The 20,049-nt window shown below is 36.6% G+C and carries 12 protein-coding genes; 4 read left to right on the forward strand and 8 right to left on the reverse strand.

From position 1 onward, the window contains the following. Positions 1 to 62 precede the first annotated feature (62 nt). The 7 genes from K319_RS0118735 to K319_RS0118765 form a co-directional block, all read right to left on the reverse strand. Complete coding sequence (locus tag K319_RS0118735; protein WP_027385006.1) at positions 63 to 1,910, reverse strand: glycoside hydrolase family 13 protein; 1,848 nt, start codon at positions 1,908 to 1,910, stop codon at positions 63 to 65. 198 nt (positions 1,911 to 2,108) lie between these two features. After that, positions 2,109 to 3,095 carry a bile acid:sodium symporter gene (locus K319_RS0118740; protein WP_034672176.1) on the reverse strand — a complete coding sequence of 329 codons (987 nt, stop codon included), beginning with the start codon at positions 3,093 to 3,095 and terminating at the stop codon, positions 2,109 to 2,111. Positions 3,096 to 3,361: 266 nt separating this feature from the next. Continuing rightward, entirely contained in the window at positions 3,362 to 5,518 is a 2,157-nt protein-coding gene (locus tag K319_RS0118745) for a glycoside hydrolase family 97 protein (protein WP_027385008.1), read from the reverse strand. 81 nt (positions 5,519 to 5,599) lie between these two features. Further along, positions 5,600 to 7,039, reverse strand: coding sequence for a SusE domain-containing protein (locus K319_RS0118750; protein WP_027385009.1), 1,440 nt, complete (start codon positions 7,037 to 7,039; stop codon positions 5,600 to 5,602). Positions 7,040 to 7,075: 36 nt separating this feature from the next. Continuing rightward, on the reverse strand, positions 7,076 to 8,164 hold the full coding sequence (locus K319_RS21225) for a SusE domain-containing protein (RefSeq protein ID WP_051230799.1): 1,089 nt from the start codon (positions 8,162 to 8,164) through the stop codon (positions 7,076 to 7,078). A gap of 19 nt (positions 8,165 to 8,183) precedes the next feature. Beyond that, entirely contained in the window at positions 8,184 to 9,746 is a 1,563-nt protein-coding gene (locus K319_RS0118760) for a RagB/SusD family nutrient uptake outer membrane protein (protein WP_034672178.1), read from the reverse strand. A gap of 12 nt (positions 9,747 to 9,758) precedes the next feature. Then, positions 9,759 to 12,470 (reverse strand): SusC/RagA family TonB-linked outer membrane protein, encoded by a 2,712-nt coding sequence (locus K319_RS0118765; RefSeq protein ID WP_235696135.1) that lies wholly within the window; start codon positions 12,468 to 12,470, stop codon positions 9,759 to 9,761. Between the two features lie 702 nt (positions 12,471 to 13,172). Between K319_RS0118765 and metG the strand changes: the two genes are divergently transcribed. Next, positions 13,173 to 15,206 (forward strand): methionine--tRNA ligase, encoded by a 2,034-nt coding sequence (metG, locus tag K319_RS0118770; RefSeq protein WP_027385012.1) that lies wholly within the window; start codon positions 13,173 to 13,175, stop codon positions 15,204 to 15,206. A gap of 55 nt (positions 15,207 to 15,261) precedes the next feature. Beyond that, positions 15,262 to 15,948 (forward strand): hypothetical protein, encoded by a 687-nt coding sequence (locus tag K319_RS0118775; RefSeq protein ID WP_027385013.1) that lies wholly within the window; start codon positions 15,262 to 15,264, stop codon positions 15,946 to 15,948. A gap of 290 nt (positions 15,949 to 16,238) precedes the next feature. Here the strand turns inward: K319_RS0118775 and K319_RS0118780 are convergent, their stop codons facing one another. Continuing rightward, on the reverse strand, positions 16,239 to 16,952 hold the full coding sequence (locus tag K319_RS0118780) for a class I SAM-dependent methyltransferase (RefSeq protein ID WP_027385014.1): 714 nt from the start codon (positions 16,950 to 16,952) through the stop codon (positions 16,239 to 16,241). A 294-nt stretch (positions 16,953 to 17,246) separates the two neighbouring features. Between K319_RS0118780 and K319_RS0118785 the strand changes: the two genes are divergently transcribed. Next, a complete protein-coding gene (locus K319_RS0118785) occupies positions 17,247 to 18,389 on the forward strand; it encodes a vWA domain-containing protein (RefSeq protein WP_027385015.1) in 1,143 nt (380 codons plus the stop codon). Between the two features lie 115 nt (positions 18,390 to 18,504). Continuing rightward, positions 18,505 to 19,959, forward strand: coding sequence for a sigma 54-interacting transcriptional regulator (locus K319_RS0118790; RefSeq protein ID WP_027385016.1), 1,455 nt, complete (start codon positions 18,505 to 18,507; stop codon positions 19,957 to 19,959). Positions 19,960 to 20,049: the final 90 nt, after the last annotated feature.

Here is a 20,049-nt window from a genome sequence, read left to right on the forward strand (position 1 = left end):
ATTAAACGAATGTAAAAATTTGTTCGGAAACTCAATTATATTTTCCCGGTTTTGAATTTCAATTATTTCAATTCTAAAATTAATGAAGATTTTGCAGGAACAGACAAATTTGTTTTCAACTCAAAATCTTTGTCGGAAATAATATCCTTTCCTTTTGTGAAATTCTTCAGACCTTCAGAAAAACGTTTCAAATCCAGATTCTGGTTTTCTTTATTGTTATTAATTACAACCATTACTCTCTTATTATCTTTGTATCGGAAGTAAACATAAACGTTGTTGTTTGGAATGTAATGCAAGGTTTTTCCTGAGTGAATTGCTTCGTTTCCTTTTCTCCAGTTCAGAAGTTTTTTGGTGAAATCGAAATATTCGTTTTGAGAAGCTGTTCTTCCTGATTTCGTGAATGCGTTATTTGCGTCGCCAGCCCAGCCTCCTGGAAAATCTTTACGAATTTCACCATCGCCGCCATTATTTTTATCTCCGGCCATTCCAATCTCGGAACCGTAGTACAATTGCGGAATTCCACGAATGGTCAAAATCAAACTCATTGCTAATTTGTAATCTTCGACTTTTGGAAATATTTGGTTGAATCTATTCGTATCGTGATTCTCAGCAAAGACCAAAATATTATTGATATTTGGATAAAGAAAATCGTTGGCAAAATTGTCATAAACTCTCTGCATCCCGGAATCCCAGCCGGAATCTTCTCGAAAAACCTGACCAAGAGCATCATGAAGCGTAAAATCCATTACCGATGGCAAATATGAATTGTAACCTTCTATCGCTGCAATCTTGGAATCCTTCTGCCAATAAGACATTTGCGCCTGATCGTGCATCCAGACCTCCCCAACAATATTGAATTTCGGATATTCATCCGTGATTCTTTTTGTCCAATCTGCAATTCCTTTTTTATCGTTGTAAGAATAGGTGTCCACACGGAAACCGTCCAGACCGGCATATTCAATCCACCAGATCGCATTTTGAGCCATATAATTGACGACCATCGGATTGCTTTGGTTCATATCCGGCATTGTCGTATCAAACCAGCCGTCCATACAAGCAGCTTCGTCAACTTTCGCAGCGTTCGTATCAAACTGCGTGGTCATTCTGTAATTGCTTCTCTGGAAACCATTTTCCTGCCCGTTCCAGTAATGGATCCAGTCTTTGGAAGGCAAATCTTTGATAATCCAGCTTTTTGAACCCCAATGATTGGTCACATAATCCATCACGAGTTTCATTTTTCTTTTGTGGAGTTCGTCAGCCAGATTCTTGTAATCATCGTTGGTTCCGTAACGCGGGTCTATTTTGTAATAATCGCTTTGTGCATAGCCGTGGTAAGAATAAGAAGGCTCATTATCCTCCAATAAAGGTGTGTTCCAAATCGTGGTAACGCCTAATTCCTGAAGATAATCCAGATTTTTTACAATTCCTGCAATGTCGCCACCATGACGTCCGCCGTTTTTAGTTCTGTCTGATTTTTCGGCTGTATCAGGTGTATTGTCATTTTTTGGATTGCCGTTGGCAAAACGGTCCGGCATTATCAGATACATCACATCTGCGGACGTATAAGAATCTCTGTTTGCAGAATTCTGTTGTCTTTGCCTGAATTCGTAATCGATGGTTTTAACGGTTTTGTTTCCGTTTTTGAAGTTGAGTTTTGTTTTCCCGGGCTGAACACCGTTTGTATCAATCGTTACAAAAAGGTAATTCGGGTTTTCAACTTTTTTGACTTCTTTGATTTTGATTCCGCTTGAGAATTCGGGTTGAAGATCTTTGATATCTTTTCCGTAAACTAATAATTGAAGTTCAGGATTTTTCATCCCGCTCCACCAGAATGCGGGCTCTACTTTCTGTACCTGGGAATAGAAAATAGAAGAAAATACTATGGCAGAAATCGTTAATATTTTTTTCATAAGGTTAATTTTTAAGGTCAATTTAAAATTAAGATTTATTTTTAGATTCAAGTGAATTTAGCTGAAATTTGAACATAAAATCCACGAAGATTTCTTGATCAATTGTTTATCTTAAAGTTCATAAAGGTGTAAAACTTATCAAAGTAACATATTGAGTTGTTGAAAATTGTTAAACTGCTAGATTGTTAAATTGTTACATTAAATTTCGATTCTTTTTGCGATTTTATTGGCCAACCAACTTACATAGAATAATTGAAAACTATGGTAAATCATTACCGGCAACAGAAACAAAACTTTCCGGTCATCCGGAATCCCTAAAACCAATAGGAATAAACTCCCGTGAACTAAGGATTTCTTTGAACCACAGAAGGTTGTTGTGATGACATCTTTCGGTTTGAAGTTCAGTTTTTCTGCTATGAATTTCAGGATATAATAGGTTGCAAAAAACAAAAAGATAACACTAAAAGCCAACGCAAGAAACACAAATGAGGGTACAGCAACAAAAATATTCTCGATAAAAGCTGTTGAAAAACTTTCGTAAACGATGAGCAAAATAATCAGTCTGTCAAATTCTGAAATGATATTGGCATATTTTGTCACCCATTTTTTAAATATTGGATTGAGTAAAATTCCTAAAATAATCGGTAATAAAACTTTGAGCAACAACTGCTGAATGATTTCTGATTGATTGCCAGATTCATCGTTTCCTGTGAGGAAAAAACTCATCCAAAGCGGTGTCATTACAATCCCAATAATTCCGGAAATTGAAGCGTTGAAAATAGCTGAAGTGATATTCCCTTTTGCAATGGAGACCATTACGACAGATGATGAAACCGTGGAAGGCAAACTCGCTAAAAAAAAGACCGAAAGCCAAACATTGTAATACGCCGTGTCTTTCAGAAACGGATAAAATATCAATGTCAATAAAGGAAAAATAATAAATGTTCCCGACTGAATCAGCAAATGCAGTTTCCAGTTGGAGACATCTTTTATAACTTCTTTGAGGTTGAGCTTCAATCCATACAACAGAAAAATCCCTGCAATTCCCCAATCTATGAATCCCGCTAAATTAAAATATTGGTTGTAAGACTCGTGAAAAGGAATGACTTTCGCCAAGACAACCATCGCAATCAGTAAAAAGAGAAAGGTATTTTGTTTGTTGAAAATCTTGGAAATCCAATTCATTCTTTGGAATATTGAAAAATTAAAGAAAACTTTGTCAAAGCCTCAAACTCTGACAAAGTTTTGATTGATGTAGAAACCCATAGCCCCGATTGCAGTGGAAATCATTTTTTGCGTGGGCTTCGAGAACCTCAGCCTGACAAAACGTGTTGCAAAAAGATTGCCTTCGTCGAACCACTTCGCTAGGTTTGTAACGGAAAGCGGGATTAAGCTCCTAAAAATTTAACTATCCTGTCTTCCGAACAAGTTCCTTCGAGGAAAGGGAATTTTTATTTAACAGGCTTCACAGAAATAGCGTAACCACCACTTCTTACCAAGTGAACCGGCAATTTTGTTTTGCTGTCAACTGTCTTTTTATAAATGTGATAACTCTGAGGATTATTGATATAATCAGCATCTTTTCCATCTTCGTAAATGGTAGCTTCATATTTTCTGCCTTTGTCCAGGAATGAAAAATCTACGGTAAAATCTCTGGCATTCTCATCGGTGATTCCACCAACAAACCAGTTATCTGTTCCTTTAGCTTTTCTTGCGGTATGGATGTAATCTCCCGGTTCTGCCGAAAGGATTTTTGTATCGTCCCAATCTGCCGCTACATCTTTGATGAACTGGAAAGCATCCATATGTCTGGCGTAGTTCTCCGGCAAATCCGCAGCCATCTGCAGCGGTTGATACATCACGACATAAAGCGCCAGCTGTTTCGCCAAAGTGGTTTTTACAAAACGTTTGTCGCCCGGGAAATAGTAATCCAATTTGGTCTGGAAAATCCCCGGCGTGTAATCCATTGGCCCACCCATCCATCTTGTAAACGGCAAAATCGTCTGGTGGTCCGGATTGTTCCCTGCAAATGCTTCGAACTCTGTTCCTCTTGCCGCTTCAGCTGCGATCCAGTTAGGATAAGTTCTGCTTTCCCCACTTGGACGAACAGATTCGTGGGAGTTCACCATAATCTTGTATTCCGCAGCTTTTTCTATGATTCTTCTGTAATGGTTAATTGTCCATTGGCTGTAATGATGCTCTCCCCTTGGAATGATGTTTCCTACATAACCTGTTTTTACCGCATCATAGCCGTAATCATTCATAAGTTTAAATGCTTTATCAGCCCATCTTTCATAATTAGACGCTGAACCGGAGGTCTCGTGATGCATAATTAACTTGATACCTTTGGAATGCGCATAATCGTTCAGCATTTTGATATCAAAATCCGGATAAGGCGTGATGAAATCAAAAACAAATTCCTTGGAATGTCCGAACCAGTCTTCCCAACCAATGTTCCAGCCTTCTATCAAAAGGCCCTGGAAACCATTTGCCGCAGCAAAGTCGATATATTCTTTAACTTTTGTATTGTTGGCAGCATGTTTTCCGTTAGGTGTTAATTTAGAAAAGTCTGTTTTTCCAATGTGAACGTTGTCTGCCGTAGAATAGGCCCATTGCGATTTTCCGATGATCATTTCCCACCATACACCCATGTATTTTGTCGGATGGATCCAGGAAGTATCTGCATATCTTGTAGGTTCGTTCAGATTAAACAGCATCTTGGAATCCAAAACCTCTTCTGCTTTTGGCGAAACAATAATGGTTCTCCAAGGCGTGGTTGCAGGTGTCTGCATATAACCTTTAGCACCTTGGGCATCAGGCGTCAAGTGGGTTTTGAATTTGAAGTTAGTTGCATCCAGTTCCAAATTAGCAGCCGGATAATCAATCACTGCCGCTTCTGCAATGTTGACATAAAGCGGATTGGAGCCTTCTTTCTTCATCATCAATGGCATCTGAACACCATTTTTAACTAGATTCTGAGAGGCATTTCCTTCGTAAGAAGTCGGCCATTTTGCAGGAATTTCGGATAATTTTGAGGTCTGGGTAACATACTCTTCCGTATCATAATCTCCGGCGAGCCACCAGGCTTTCATATCTGTAGGAAGGTCGATTTCCGAATCCTCTTCCTTGATAATAAAATAGTTAAGATTTTTCTGCTGAGGAAACTCGTATCTGAATCCTAAACCATCATTGAACAACCTGAATTTTACAATAATGCTTCTGTCGTTTTCTTTTTGGTTAAGGGTAACCGCTAATTCGTTGTAATTATTAATATAGTTTTTCTTTTCTCCAAGAACCGGCTGCCAGGTTTCATTTTTTGAATCTCTTTTTTCTGCTGTCTTATCGAATCCGTAATCCAGGTTTTTACCTTCATTATTTTTATTCTCGATTTCTGAAGCGAACTGGATATCGCCGTCTTTGAGTAATCTTAATCCCAATTTGGAATCCTCTACGACAATGCCGCCGTTATATTTTAAATTGTAATAAGGAACGCCACTTTTCAACTGGAAATTCATTTCGAATTTTCCGTCCGGCGATTTTAGACTTTGGGCATTGAGCCCCGTAAACATCAAAGAGAACAATACTGTTCCAATGGTGATTTTTTTCATTTTTTCTAAGGTTTATATATGTGTTACAATATAAAAAAAGTGTTGCGGTTTCGCAACACTTTTCTTGATTGATTTGATGATTTATATCTTAACAATTGTGTAAGTTCCCATTTTAAGATCTACAGTAATTGTATAGAAACTGCCTCCTCCGTCAAACGTGATATTACTATTATCATCATTGATTCCAAGGAAACCAGAGTTACCTTCATTGTTTTTATGAATATTTCCCCATTCTTTTCCGGTCCAATCTTGCTGACCTAAGAATTTAAATTGCGCACCATCTGGAAGCTCTCTAATCATTTGAAATTTTCCATTCCCTATAGAATTAAACTCTTCTGCTACATTAGCTTGCCATCCTTGGATTGAACCTACTAAATAAAGTTTCGGAATATCCCAAACAGATCCTGTAGGCGTCACAGTAATTGATTTTTTAGAAAAATCTGCATCGATTACAATTTTATAAATACCTGCTGCTCCTGTAAATTTCATATTTTCCGCATCACCAAATTCTACATTAGAAGATGTTGTCTTGAAATATCTGTTTGAAGCATTAGTTCTGGGATCATCAATACTGTAGTTCAATGGGTTCCAATCTGCTTGTCCTAGGAATCTGAAATTATCTGGTTGCAGATAAGTATAAATCTCAGAAATGTTATCTTTTTTATACAATTTTGGCGCAGCTCCCGGAGTCCATCCAGCTGCTGTTGCCCCTCCGACCAAGAAGAAGTCCGGATAGTCTACCTGATAAGGAGTCAACTTTGCAGTAACGATTGCAGATTTCAATTCAATTCCTGGTGTAGAGAAATTGGTTTTTGCTGTAATTCTAAAATCCAATTCAGTTTCTACATTCACAGTTCCTCCCGCAGTTAAAGCTGCAGTATTAAGGTCTTTGTTACTAACCGCAAAAGATTTTGTATTAGTCACTTCTCCTAAAGTTGAGAAAGCCATGGTTCCTTTTTTCGCTATTTCTATTGTATAAACTACATCAGAGCCATAAGAAGAATAATCGTTCCAAGTAATTGTTGTTGCAATAGCTGACTGATCTGCAGAATTAAGTGTAATTATACTTCCGTTTGCAGGAGCTGTAATCACTGGTCCGTCCGTAGGATAAACAGTAACACCAAAGCTAATAGTATTTGAAATTTCTGAACCCTTTTCTATTCTAACATAAACAGTTTTAGATATAAATGGAGAAAAACCTGTTTGTAGCAATTTGGTATTAAGCTCTCCAATAGTTGTTGTAAAAGTAGCTTCTGTGGATTTGCCCAATTCTGTTTTAGTAGCGAAATCCTCAACTGCAGATAAAACAATTGAATATTCTCCACTCCCTATTGACTCCCAAGTCAAAGTAAATGGATTGGCCTTCATCGTTTCATACAAAACATTGTTAGCTCCTAGCGACGTATCATACAACTTGAAACTAGCTGCCGGTGTTGTCCAGTCTCTGTCTGCATCATTATCGCAAGCAAATATTACTGTCAAAAGAAAAGACGCTAATAATAATTTGAATATATTTTTCATAAATTTTTTAATTAGTAATTAAAGAATATTTTAAAATTATTCTGTAGGAATTAAAGTGTAATGTCCGGTCGAATCATTAAAATAAACATCGTAAGTCCATTCTGCCGATACAGGAATATCCGCTCCACCCGCAGTCCCAACACCAAAGTATTCAGAATTAGTTCCCCAATTCACATCCCAAGAGCTATTAGCTCTGAATTTTACAACTCCAGTTTTCAGACTTACCGCCTGAGCAGACTTCCATAGGTGTTGATCAAAAGTAGACTTCGTAAGCTGAATATCAACATTGTCTGTAGCCGTACCATATAAAGATATAGCATCATATGTAGTTCCCGGATTATCAATTTTCACCAAAGTATAAGTAAGATCGGATGTATTCACGGATAATTTGTAATATCCTTCTGTAGCAATGCTAATATCGCCAGAACCACCATCAGTACTTAATTGTCCATCAGCAGCTCCTTTTCCAAACTGAGCATCCCAAGAACCTTTCACTTTAATCATTTTGAAGCCTCCTGCTTTGAAAAGACCGGTAAACTCATAAACAGACGAATTAGAAGTTTTTAACATCGGTAATAAATTCACATTTGTGGCTAAATTATCCCAACCTGCTGCTGTTGCATTTCCAATAAGATAAAGATCAACATATTCATAAACTGGTCTAGCTAAATATGGTGTGATTGTTAAAGTAGTAACGTTTGAAAACTGTGGTAAGCCATTGTCTCCAATAAAGGATTTTACCCTGAAATACATTTTTTGAGCTACATCAGGAACAAGTCCTACTTTTTTTGCAGCATTATTCATCTCAAGAGTTGTAAATGTAGTCACATTTTGAGATTGTGTAGTATTAGCCAAAACTTGTGGATTATCAAAAGCTTCTGTTCCACTCATCTGAAGTTCATACTTCACTTCTACAGGAACTGTATATGTTGCAGTTGACCAGTTGATTGTTAAAGCAGGATTTGAAGGAAAGTTAGAATCTAAAACCAAATCATGTTTAGAAAGATCTAATATAACTGATGAAGTTTGATTCTCCACATTTATAATTTCACGATCTTCACACGAAGTAATCCCTAAAAACAACCCCGTAGCAAGAAGAAAATGTTTAAATATATTATTTTTCATTGTTGTTAAAATTAATGGATTAATAACCAGGATTTTGTTTAAGGTTTGGATTTACAGCCAAATCATTGTTAGGGATTGGGAAAAGATTACGATACTCACCTACTGCAATACCATCCTTAGCATTACCTTTCCAAGGCCACAGATAAGCAGAAGATGTAAATCTACCATAACGGATAAGGTCAGTTCTTCTAGTCATTTCCCAAGATAATTCTCTAGATCTCTCATCAAGGATGAAATCAAGATTAATAACAGAGATTGTTGAAGCATTTGCTCTAGTTCTAAGAGCGTTAACATATCCTACAGCCGTACTCATGCTTCCACCACCGCCACGCAAAACAGCTTCAGCATACATCAAGTAGATGTCAGCTAATCTGTACATTGGTAAATCTGTATCTACCCATTGCACATCTTGAGCTGCACCACCATTACTTTTTAAATTTTTGTATTTAATAAATGCATAACCATCGTTGAAATTTCCTAAATCATTAATTTCCAAAGTCTGTCCATCTTTATAGAAACGTCCCCTCAAATCGCTGGCTTCAAATTTATTTACAAATGCTTTTGTGGTTCTAAGACCACCCCATCCACCATTGACTCCAAACTCTGCAGGATTCATTGATCCTCCAATTGCTGCATGAACTAAGTAAGTTGTTCCACCATTGGTTTGTGTTCTTACACCATCATAAACAACAGAAAATATATTTTCCGGATTATTTACATTATTATCTGCCAAGAAAAGGTTCTCATATTTGGGATTTAAGCTATACCCAGCAGCAATAACTTTATCACAATTCTCTATAACGTCTGTATATCTTTCTGTACCGTTATAAACTTTTGCATTAAGATACAATCTTGCAAGTAAACTCCAAGCTGCGGCTTTGTCCAATCTTCCATACTCATTGGTTTTAGGAGCTTTTAAACCTGCTTCAGCCTCTTTTAACTGAGTTTCTACATAATTGAAAAGATCTGCTCTCATGATTTGTTTTGGAACTGTTCCTATAGTTGTTTCATCCACAAAGGGAACATTACCATACATATCCAATAGATGATAATAAGCTTGAGCTCTAAGAAATTTAGCTTCTGCTCTCATCACTCTTGCTTCATCAGCATTAGCTCCAGAGATACCATTCGTATTTAACATTTCGTCAGTTGTATTTCTGATAAACTCATTACAAAAAGCAATTTCTGTAAATAGTCTGAAGTACATAGCATTATTGAACTCGTTAGCAGGTGTCCAAATCATTTTATGAAACTCGTGCAAAGTTCCATCATTCCAGCCAATTACAGCTTCATCTGTTGTAATAACCTGCATTGTATATAGTAGACGAGTATAGATTGAGAAACCACCATCTATACCTGAAACATCCCCACTACCATCACCAGATGCCTGTCCTCCTACAGCCAAACCTCCATAAAGCTTGGCTAACATATTTTTATAATTGCTAAAGTCTTTAAAGACACTTGCAGAGGTCACCCCTACATTAGGCTCTTGTTTTAGATCGTCAACACAAGAACTTACAGAAAGTGTAAGTGCTAAAAAAATTGTTGCAATAGATGTTTTTTTTATTTTAAAATTTTTCATTGTCTTAAATAATTAAAATTGAAAGTTTAACCCTAATGAATAAATCTTCGGTCTTTGATAAAATCCATTATCTATATTCCCAAAAACTTCTGGATCTACACCTGAGTAATCTGAAATCACAAAGACATTCTGAGCCATACCATAAACTCTTAAACTAGTCCCTTTGTTGAAAACATCACCAAAATTATATCCTAAAGTCAAGTTATCCATTCTAATGAAAGATGCATCTTCTATGTAGATGTCACTCCATACCTGAGGTGTTTTGAAGCCATAATCTGCTGAAAGATGTGGGATATTTTGCATAAAATCATTGGTCTGAATACTTTGAACATTGGCCTGTGCAACAAGATTATTATAAACATAATTACCTAAAACCGCTCTAAGAGAAGTGGACAAATCCCAATTTTTATATTTGAATTTTGTAGAGAATCCGAACGTTGCATCTGGCGTTGTAGATTTGTAGAAGTATTTATCCTCCTTATCAATTTTACCGTCTCCATTTCTATCTGCATAAACGCCTTCTAATGGTTTTCCATTTGTATCATAGAGTTGCTGATAAACAAGAAAAGTATTTGGCGTATATCCCACTGCGTGCGCTTGAACATTTTGACCAATACCACCTATAGCTCCAGTCTCGATAATATAATTTTCAGCAACATCAATAAATTTTGTAACTTTTGGATTATAATGCGCTACATTAAAACTAAAATCCCAAGTGAAATCTTGTGTTTTAATAGGATTAACATTAATCAAGAATTCAATACCATCAGTAGTCATTTCTCCGATATTCTTGTTATTCATATTACTAACTTCTCCAGCAGGAACTTGTACATAAACTAGCAAATCTTTGGTTTTTTTCTTAAACCAATCAAAAGATCCTGTAATTCTATTGTTTAGGAAACCAAAATCCAACCCTGCATTAGTTGTCTCAGTTGTTTCCCAAGTCAGAATTGGGTTGACTTGCAAGGGTTTCAGCATCGTATAGAATTGCTCAGCAAATCCATAAGACGCTCCTGGTTCTGAGTAGCTATAAGAAGCAAAAGAGTTATACCAAGTTCCAATTTCTGCTTGTCCCGTTTGTCCCCAACCTGCTCTTAATTTCAAATCAGAAAATACTTTAGAATCCTTTAAGAAATTTTCATTCTTAATCTTCCATGCTCCAGATGCTGCAGCAAATGTTCCCCACATATTATCAGTTTCATCTGTACCATTATAAAACCTAGAAGTACCATCTCTTCTGATAGATCCTGTCAAGATATATTTGTCTGCAATGGTAAAAATACCTCTCCCATAAAAACCTACTTGAACAAGATCATCATCTGTTTGAACTGTTTCGCTTCCCATTGGTGTTACTGTACTACCAAAATAGGTTCTTGTAACTGGTATTTTGTTTGAGAAAGCTTGATAGGAGTATCCAGCCATTACATCAACTTTTGTATTGATTGCAGAAATATCTTTTACATAGTTAAGATAAGACTCAAATAATTTATTTGTTTTCTCTTGTTCATAATCTCTGCGCGAGCTTAGATTTTGTGATCGGACAACGCCTCCAAAATTTGGATATTCTGTAACTGCACCGGTACCCTTTTGATAATCATATCCTCCATTAACATTGATATGTAAATCTGGAAGAAAATGTACTTTATAATCCAATTGCAATCCTGTAATAGCTCTGAACACTGTAGAAACATCTCTTCTTCCATAAAGAGAACCAAGTGGATTTAAAGTTCCATTAACGTTCATTTTGTCTCCAAAAACACCATTAGAATCTGGGAGATACCATTCCCAATAATTATTTACTTTATCACCTTTAGTAGAATAATCATAGATTGGCTGAGTTGGATCCATCTGTTGTGCAGCACCAATAACACCAGCATTGAACCTATTTTCCGTCATCGACCCTTTGATATTAGCATTAACGCTTAAATGATTATCAAAAAATTTAGGCGTCAAGCTTAAACCTACTGAAGTTCTTCTAAATTCGTTGGTTTTTACAATACCATTTTGTTCCGTGTAACCAATAGATAATCTATATGGCAATTTTTTTATCCCTCCAGATAAAGCTATATTATTATCTGTACCAAAAGCCGCTTGATAAATTTGATCCTGCCAATTGGTATTGGCAGTACCCAACATATTAATATACTTCTGTTGATCAGCATTCTCAGTAACATATTTTCTAAATTCATCGGCCGTTAAAACATCTTGGTTTCCCATTTTAGTAGAAACTGATGCCGTAGAAGAAAAATTAACTTTTAATTTTCCAGCAGAACCTTTTTTAGTTGTAATCAAAATAACTCCATTAGAAGCTCTGTTACCATAGATAGCTGCAGCGGATGCATCCTTCAAAACATCAAAAGATTCGATATCATTAGGATTAATTAATGCCAAAGCATTAGAAGCTCCCGAAACGCCATTGAAATCCATTGGAATCCCATCAATAACTATCAAAGGATCGTTTAACGCTGTTAGAGACGCACCTCCTCTAATTCTAATTGTAGAACCTGCTCCAGGGTTACCACCGTTACCAGTTACAGTAACACCAGGTGCCTTACCTTGAATCAGTTGATCCGCCGATGTAGAACCACCATTAAAATCTTTTGAAGTAATAGAAGCAATAGACCCCGTAAGGTCTTCTTTCTTCTGCTTACCATAACCAATCAACACAACCTGTTCGATCTCGGTTTCTTTTTTTGCCGTATCGCTTTGTTGTGCATGTAACATTGATCCGAGCAATAGAAATGCTGGAGCAATTTTTAATACATTATAGTTTCTCACAAAAAATAAATTTTTAAGGTTTATATTATTTTCTAAATTATTCAGAATTACTCTTTATCGAGTTTCCTAATTTATAAAAAAAACAACATTCTGTTAAAATATTTTTAAAATCAGTTATTTTAGTCCTATATTTTATTATAAAACCATTTAAATAAAACAACAACTAACTGATTATCAAAAACATAAATCAATGTTAATTTTTTTAACAAATATCAGTTTCTAGTATTTTTTCAAGATTTTCATGCACTTTTTCTTCTTCTAAATTAACCAATATTAATCCTATATTAATCAAAAATGAAACAAATCATAATTTATCGAATGTTTCTTGTCCCCAAAAAAGCCCCAAAACCCACAATATTAACAATATTTAAAAATTCCCATTAAAATAGTTTTTTAATTTATTATTTTAATCAAAATCAAACCAATAGATTTATTTTCATCAAACCGCGAAACAACGAATGTAGGACGAACATAGGATATGAAAAGGACAATGAAAAATTTACACAATTGTTGATTTGTGTTCTTGATAATACTAATCAACTATTCTAAGGGAAAAGTATCATTTTCTTACCTACACATATATTTAACATCTAGCCTGTTTTTAAAATGAAAAGTCGTAATTTTGCAACTCAAATTTTCAATTAAAAAATGTCAAACAAAAAAATGATCACCGCTGCTTTGCCTTATGCAAACGGACCGGTTCATATAGGACATTTGGCGGGCGTTTACATTCCTGCTGATGTCTATGCAAGATTCCAGAGAAGAACGGGAAAAGATGTCGCTTTTATTTGCGGTTCGGATGAACACGGGATCCCGATTACCATCAGGGCAAAAAAAGAAGGCGTGACCCCACAGGATATCGTGGACAAATACCACGGGATCATCAAACAATCGTTCTCGGATCTGGGAATCTCTTTTGACGAATATTCCAGAACGACATCCAAAAAACATTACGATGTAAGCCAGGACTTTTTCAAGACATTATACAATAAAGGAAAATTCACGGAAGAAGTTTCCGAACAATATTTTGATGAGCAGGCCAATGAGTTCTTGGCAGACAGATACATTGTGGGAACCTGCCCGAATTGCGGCAACGAAAATGCTTACGGTGATCAGTGCGAAAGATGCGGTTCTACTCTTTCTCCATCGGAATTGATCAATCCAAAATCGATGCTGAGTGGAAACGTTCCTATTCTCAAGGAAACCAAAAACTGGTATCTTCCTTTGAATGAATATGAAGATTTCTTGAACGAATGGATCATCGAAGGTCATAAAGACGACTGGAAAACCAACGTTTACGGACAAGTAAAATCCTGGTTGAATGACGGTCTGAAACCTCGTGCGATGACCAGAGATTTGAACTGGGGCGTTCCGGTTCCTCTTCCAAATGCAGAAGGAAAAGTTCTTTACGTTTGGTTTGATGCGCCAATCGGTTACATCTCTTTCACTCAGGAATGGGCGGAGAAAAACGGAAAAGACTGGAAAGATTACTGGCAAAACGAAAACTCTGATTTGATCCATTTCATCGGAAAAGATAATATCGTTTTCCATTGTATCATTTTCCCAAGTATGATGAAAGCCCACGGCGATTACATTATGCCGAAGAATGTTCCCGCTTTCGAATTCCTTAATCTTGAAAATGAAAAGATATCAACTTCAAGAAACTGGGCAGTGTGGGCACACGAGTATGTGGAAGATTTCCCGGGTCAGCAAGATGTTTTGAGATATGCGCTTCTTTCATCTGCTCCTGAAACCAAGGACAATAACTTCACTTGGAAAGATTTCCAGACCAAAAATAATTCAGAATTAGTTGGAATTTTTGGAAATTTCATCAACAGGGTTGCGGTTTTGATTCATAAGTATTACGGCGGAATTGTTCCTGAAGGAAATAATAACGCTGAAGAATTGAACGAAATCAAAAAAGCAGCAACCGAAATCGGATCTTTCTTGGATAATTTCGAATTCAGAAATGCTTTGTCAGCGCTGATGAACCTGGCAAGATTCGGGAATCAATATCTTCAGACAGAAGAACCTTGGAAAACGATTAAAGACAATCCTGAAAAAGCAGCAAACTCTTTATTCATTGGAGCACAGATCGCGGTGGCTTTGGCTCAGTTGTCGGAACCATTTATGCCGTTCAGTTCAGAAAAATTGTTGAATATGTTCAATGTTCAAAAATCAGATTGGAATGATGTTGAAACAAAACCTGTCTTAATTGAAACAGGACATCAAATCAATGAAGCTTCTCTTCTGTTTTCTAAAATCGAAGATGATGTGATTGAAGCTCAAATCCAAAAATTAGAAAATACCAAACAAAATAACAAGAAAACAAACCCAAACGCCAATCCTATGAAAGACGAAATTCAATTTGATGATTTTGCTAAGATCGATTTGAGAACCGCCACGATTCTTGAAGCTGAAAAAGTGGAGAAAGCAGACAAACTTTTGAAGTTCAAAGTAGATACAGGTGTTGATATCAGAACGGTTGTTTCCGGTGTCGCAGAAAGCTTTTCTCCTGAAGAATTGATTGGAAAACAAGTAATGATTCTATTGAATCTTGCGCCAAGAAAAATCCGCGGAATAGAATCTCAAGGAATGTTTTTATTAACGACAAAACCAGACGGAAAATTATCTTTCGTAACACCGGACGAAACGGTGGAAAACGGAATCGAGATTGGGTAATTTTTAAATTCAAATATACGAATGGGCATTTTCTAGTGCCCATTTTTCTTACACAATGGTTAGCAGAAACGTTCTAAAAAAGCTCTCAGATAATGAGCTTGAAAAATATCTGAAAGAAGACAACCGTTTTGTTCCCGAAGCAGTTCAAATCGCTTTTGAAATTTTGGAAGAAAGAGGCAGACAGTTTTCTGATGAATACAAACTCCGTATTCAAGAAATTATCAGGAAGAAAAATGATTCTGAGGAACAGAAAAAAAATAAAGAACAAGAAGTCTGGAAAGATTATTTCACAGAAGACCCAAATGCTATACGTCTCTTTCCGAGAGAATTAATTTTGATTATCGCAGTATTTTTAGGAACAATTCCCGCTAGCATCCTTTTAGGGTTGAATTTCATCAAATTAAAAAAATATCTCCCCGCTTTACTCACTTTTATTTTAGGATTTTCATTCTTATTAATACAAAACTTAGTTGTTCAATTTTTGTACGATACGGATTCTAAAAACTTTTATACTTACAGAAAAAGCCCAGAATTTTTTGTTTCCGCACTCGGCGCATTGATTTTATTTTTATTCTGGGTCATCTTTACACCAAAAAAACTACCCTACAGATCAGCTTCTTATATAATCCCTATCGTAATTTCTTTAGGAATGATTGCTTTGACAATAATTAATCCTAATGGCTGGTTTTCAACCAATTTCATACTCAGTTTCGGAAAAGGTTTGAAGTTCTTATTTTCATAGAATAACGGCTTCTAGACGTTTATCTATTTCTTAGTGAGTATTTATTATCAGATAAGAATACAATTGATAAAAACTTGATGGAAAATTATTTTATTAATACCTTACGAAACGGTGGAAAATGGAATCAAGATTGGATAATTTTAAATATTTTACATACAGAATCCACGTGAAATTCATGTGGATTTTTTATTTAATAATTGAAAAGATGCTTCGACAGGCTCAGCATGACACTTATACTATAATCGTTCATTTGTAACGTTGTCATGCTGAGCCTGTCGAAGCATCCATCTCTAATGAATAAATTTCTTCGTTAATCTCGCCAGATAAGAATCTTCATCCTGCAGAACTTTTTCAATTTTAAAACCATTATTCTCAGCAGCATTTTTCAAAGTATTGAAATCGAGATACAGCCATTTTATCGGCTCTTCAGACTCACCTTTGTAATGAACAATGTAATCCAGCTCGCCATAATAACCCTCAGCAGGAATGTAAACACCGCCGTCCTCATCTTCGTCAAACATATAAAGAACATCCGTGCTGTCAATCAAGATTTGACCTTTTGAACTCAATAAAGAATGAAGTTTTTTGAGATAAATATCAATAACATTCAGGCTTTGGAAAATCCCCGTTCCGTTCATCAATAAAAGAATTGTATCAAAATTGTCATCTGAAAAATGAAGCATATTTTCAGCAACTACATTCTGAATCCCTCTCAGTTTACAGATTTCAATAGATTTTGGAGAAATATCCAATGCTGTAACTTCAAGATTCCTTTCATTCTGAAGATAAAGAGAATGCGAACCCGCTCCTGCTCCAATATCCAAAACTTTTCCGTTGGCCAATTTCAAAGCCTTTTGTTCGATCTTATTCATCTCATCAAAATCCCGGAAAAGATAATCAACAGGAAGTTCATCCAGTTCGGAGATCGAAGTTTCGGTTTGCAGATCTTCAGGATCATTATTGTGATAATAATCCCAGATTGCTTTTCCCATAAGGTCTTTCATAGCGGTAATTGTGGATGCAAAGATAGAATTTTACTTTGTAGTTTAAAGTTTAAACACAAAGGCAAAAAATATTTTCTTCGATTCGTTTTTTAAGGCACAAAGATATTTTCGCTAAAATTTATCTGAAAATTTCAATCTTAAGAAAGTTGAAAACTTTTGTGACTTAAAAGATTGTTTTGTGAAATTAAAACCTAGTGCCTTTGTGTTTATCACTATCATTACTTTTTTCTATTTCCTTACGGTTCAGATTTTGCTAATAATGCCTAAATTGTATCTCCAATTTGAAATCAACCTATGACAGATAAAAATAAAAACTTCCAGACGGGATTCACCTTCAGCAAGCATATTCCGGAAGAGGTTTCGCATTTTGACAGAGTATTTGGCATTTTCAAAGACCTGCTCATCCATACTTCCGGAGATCTGGATGAGGCTTTTGAATGGCTGGACATGTTGGATAAAGAATACGACATCTTCAATGAAGAATATGGTCTGGACGACTTCATCGAAGACCTGAAAAAACGAGGCTACATCAAGGAAGAAGTTGAAACAGAAGATGGCAACACGGGACCTGGAGAAGGTAAAAATATCCTGACGGCAAAACTGGAAGCAGCCTTGCGGGATTATGCGCTGGACCAGATTTTTGGAAAGTTGAGAAAAAGTGGTGTTGGAAATCACAGGACCAACAAAAGCGGAGTTGGCGACGAGAAAGATGGAGAAAACCGAAGTTTCCAATTTGGCGATGACCTTGCAATGGTCAATCTGACTGAGAGCATCAAGAATGCTCAGATCAACAACGGAATTACTGATCTGAGGCTTACGGAACATGACCTCATAGTAGAAGAAACCAAACACAAAGCGCAGATGAGCACTGTTCTGATGATCGACATCAGCCACTCGATGATTTTGTATGGCGAAGACCGGATCACGCCTGCTAAAAAAGTAGCAATGGCCCTGGTGGAACTCATCAAAAGAAAGTATCCGAAGGATTCCATTGACATTATTGTTTTCGGAAATGATGCGTGGCCGATTCAGATCAAAGATTTGCCATACCTGCAAGTCGGACCTTATCACACCAATACTGTTGCCGGATTGGAACTGGCAATGGACATCCTCCGAAGAAAAAGAAATACCAACAAGCAGATCTTTATGATCACCGATGGAAAACCAAGTTGTCTGAAACTCCCAACCGGCGAATACTATATGAACAGCGTTGGGTTGGATGAAAAGATCGTCTCCGAATGTCTCAACAGAGCGGCACAAGCCAGAAAACTGAAAATCCCCATCACAACCTTTATGATTGCACAAGACCCTTATCTCAGACAGTTCGTGAAAGCCTTCACAGCTCAAAACAAGGGAAAAGCGTTCTTAACAGGACTTTCAGGGTTGGGACAAATGATTTTTGAAGATTACGAAAAAAATAGAATTAAAAGAATTTAAAAGTCAAAATATTTTTCTCGCTGATTTACAAATTATGCAGATTTATTTCAAGCTAAATAACTTGCCTAATCACCTAAATCTGCGAGAGTTAAAAACAATATTAATTAGTTAAAAAATGAAGAACGATACGACATTCAAAGAATTAAAACAATCGGGATATACGGATAAAACCATCAATCAGGAAATCCAGACGAACCTGATTTCAAAAATCAAGGCTAAAGAACCGGTTTTCGAAGGACTTTGGGGTTACGAGGACACCGTGATCCCGCAATTGAAAAAAGCAATACTGGCCGGGCATCACATCAATCTTTTAGGTTTGCGAGGGCAGGCAAAAACCAGAATTGCCCGAAGTATGGTCAATCTTTTGGATGAATATATGCCCATCGTAAAAGGTTCGGAAATCAATGACAGTCCTTTCAATCCGATTTCAAAATTTGCAAGAGATCTGATCGCGGAGTTGGGAGACGAAACGCCGATTTCCTGGGTTCATCGTTCCGAGAGATTCTTTGAAAAGCTGGCAACTCCTGATGTGAATGTTGCGGATCTGATCGGCGATATCGACCCAATCAAAGCGGCGACTTTGAAACTGCCTTATTCGGATGAACGTGTTTTACATTACGGAATGATCCCGAGAGCAAACCGTTCGATTTTTGTTTTGAATGAATTGCCGGACCTACAGGCGAGAATCCAGGTTTCTTTGTTCAATATTTTGCAGGAAGGCGATGTCCAGATCCGAGGTTTCCAATTGAGAATGCCTTTGGACATTCAATTTGTGTTTACTGCGAATCCTGAAGATTATACCAACAGAGGAAGCATTGTAACACCTTTGAAAGACAGGATCGGTTCCCAGATTTTCACGCATTATCCGAAAACTATCGCATTGGCAAGACAAATCACAGAACAGGAAGCTCTGATTTCCAAAGACGACAAAGCAAAGATCCAGGTTCCGGATCTGGCAAGAAATCTTTTGGAAGAAGTGGCTTTTGCAGCCAGAGAAAGTGAATATGTAGATGCGAAAAGCGGCGTGAGCGCAAGATTAACTATCAGCGCAATGGAAAATCTTATTGCCGCTGCAAAATTAAGATTGCTGGAATCAGATTCTGATAAGACGCAAGTTCGTTTGTTGGATTTTATGTCGATCATTCCTTCTATTACAGGTAAGATCGAATTGGTTTATGAAGGCGAACAGGAAGGTGCCGATCACGTTGCAAAAATCCTGATCGATGATGCCATCATGGTGCAGTTTGAAAGTCTTTTCCCAAGAATTTCCAAACTCGAGAAAGAAGGTTTGAAAACGCCATACACCGATATCATCCAATGGTTCAACAACAATCACCTGGAACTGAATTATTCTGATACGGACAAAGAATTCTATAAAAAACTGGACAATATAAAACCGTTGACAACTTTGATTGAAGAAAACATTCCGGATTTAGATAAAAATGACAAGAACTTCTGCAAAGAATTAGTTCTCTGGGCTTTGACCATCAGTAAGAAATTGGACAAGTCTGAGAATGCTTCGGCTTTCAATTTTGAATCTGCCGGGATCGGGCAGTTTTTCAGGAGTTAATACTTAAAGGATTATAAATATCAAGGAAACATAAATTCTCAATAATTTGAGTAATCTATGTTTCCTTTTTTAATGGATGTCCGGCATTTT

Source organism: Epilithonimonas caeni DSM 17710 (genome assembly GCF_000426465.1).
Taxonomy (GTDB): Bacteria; Bacteroidota; Bacteroidia; order Flavobacteriales; family Weeksellaceae; genus Epilithonimonas; species Epilithonimonas caeni.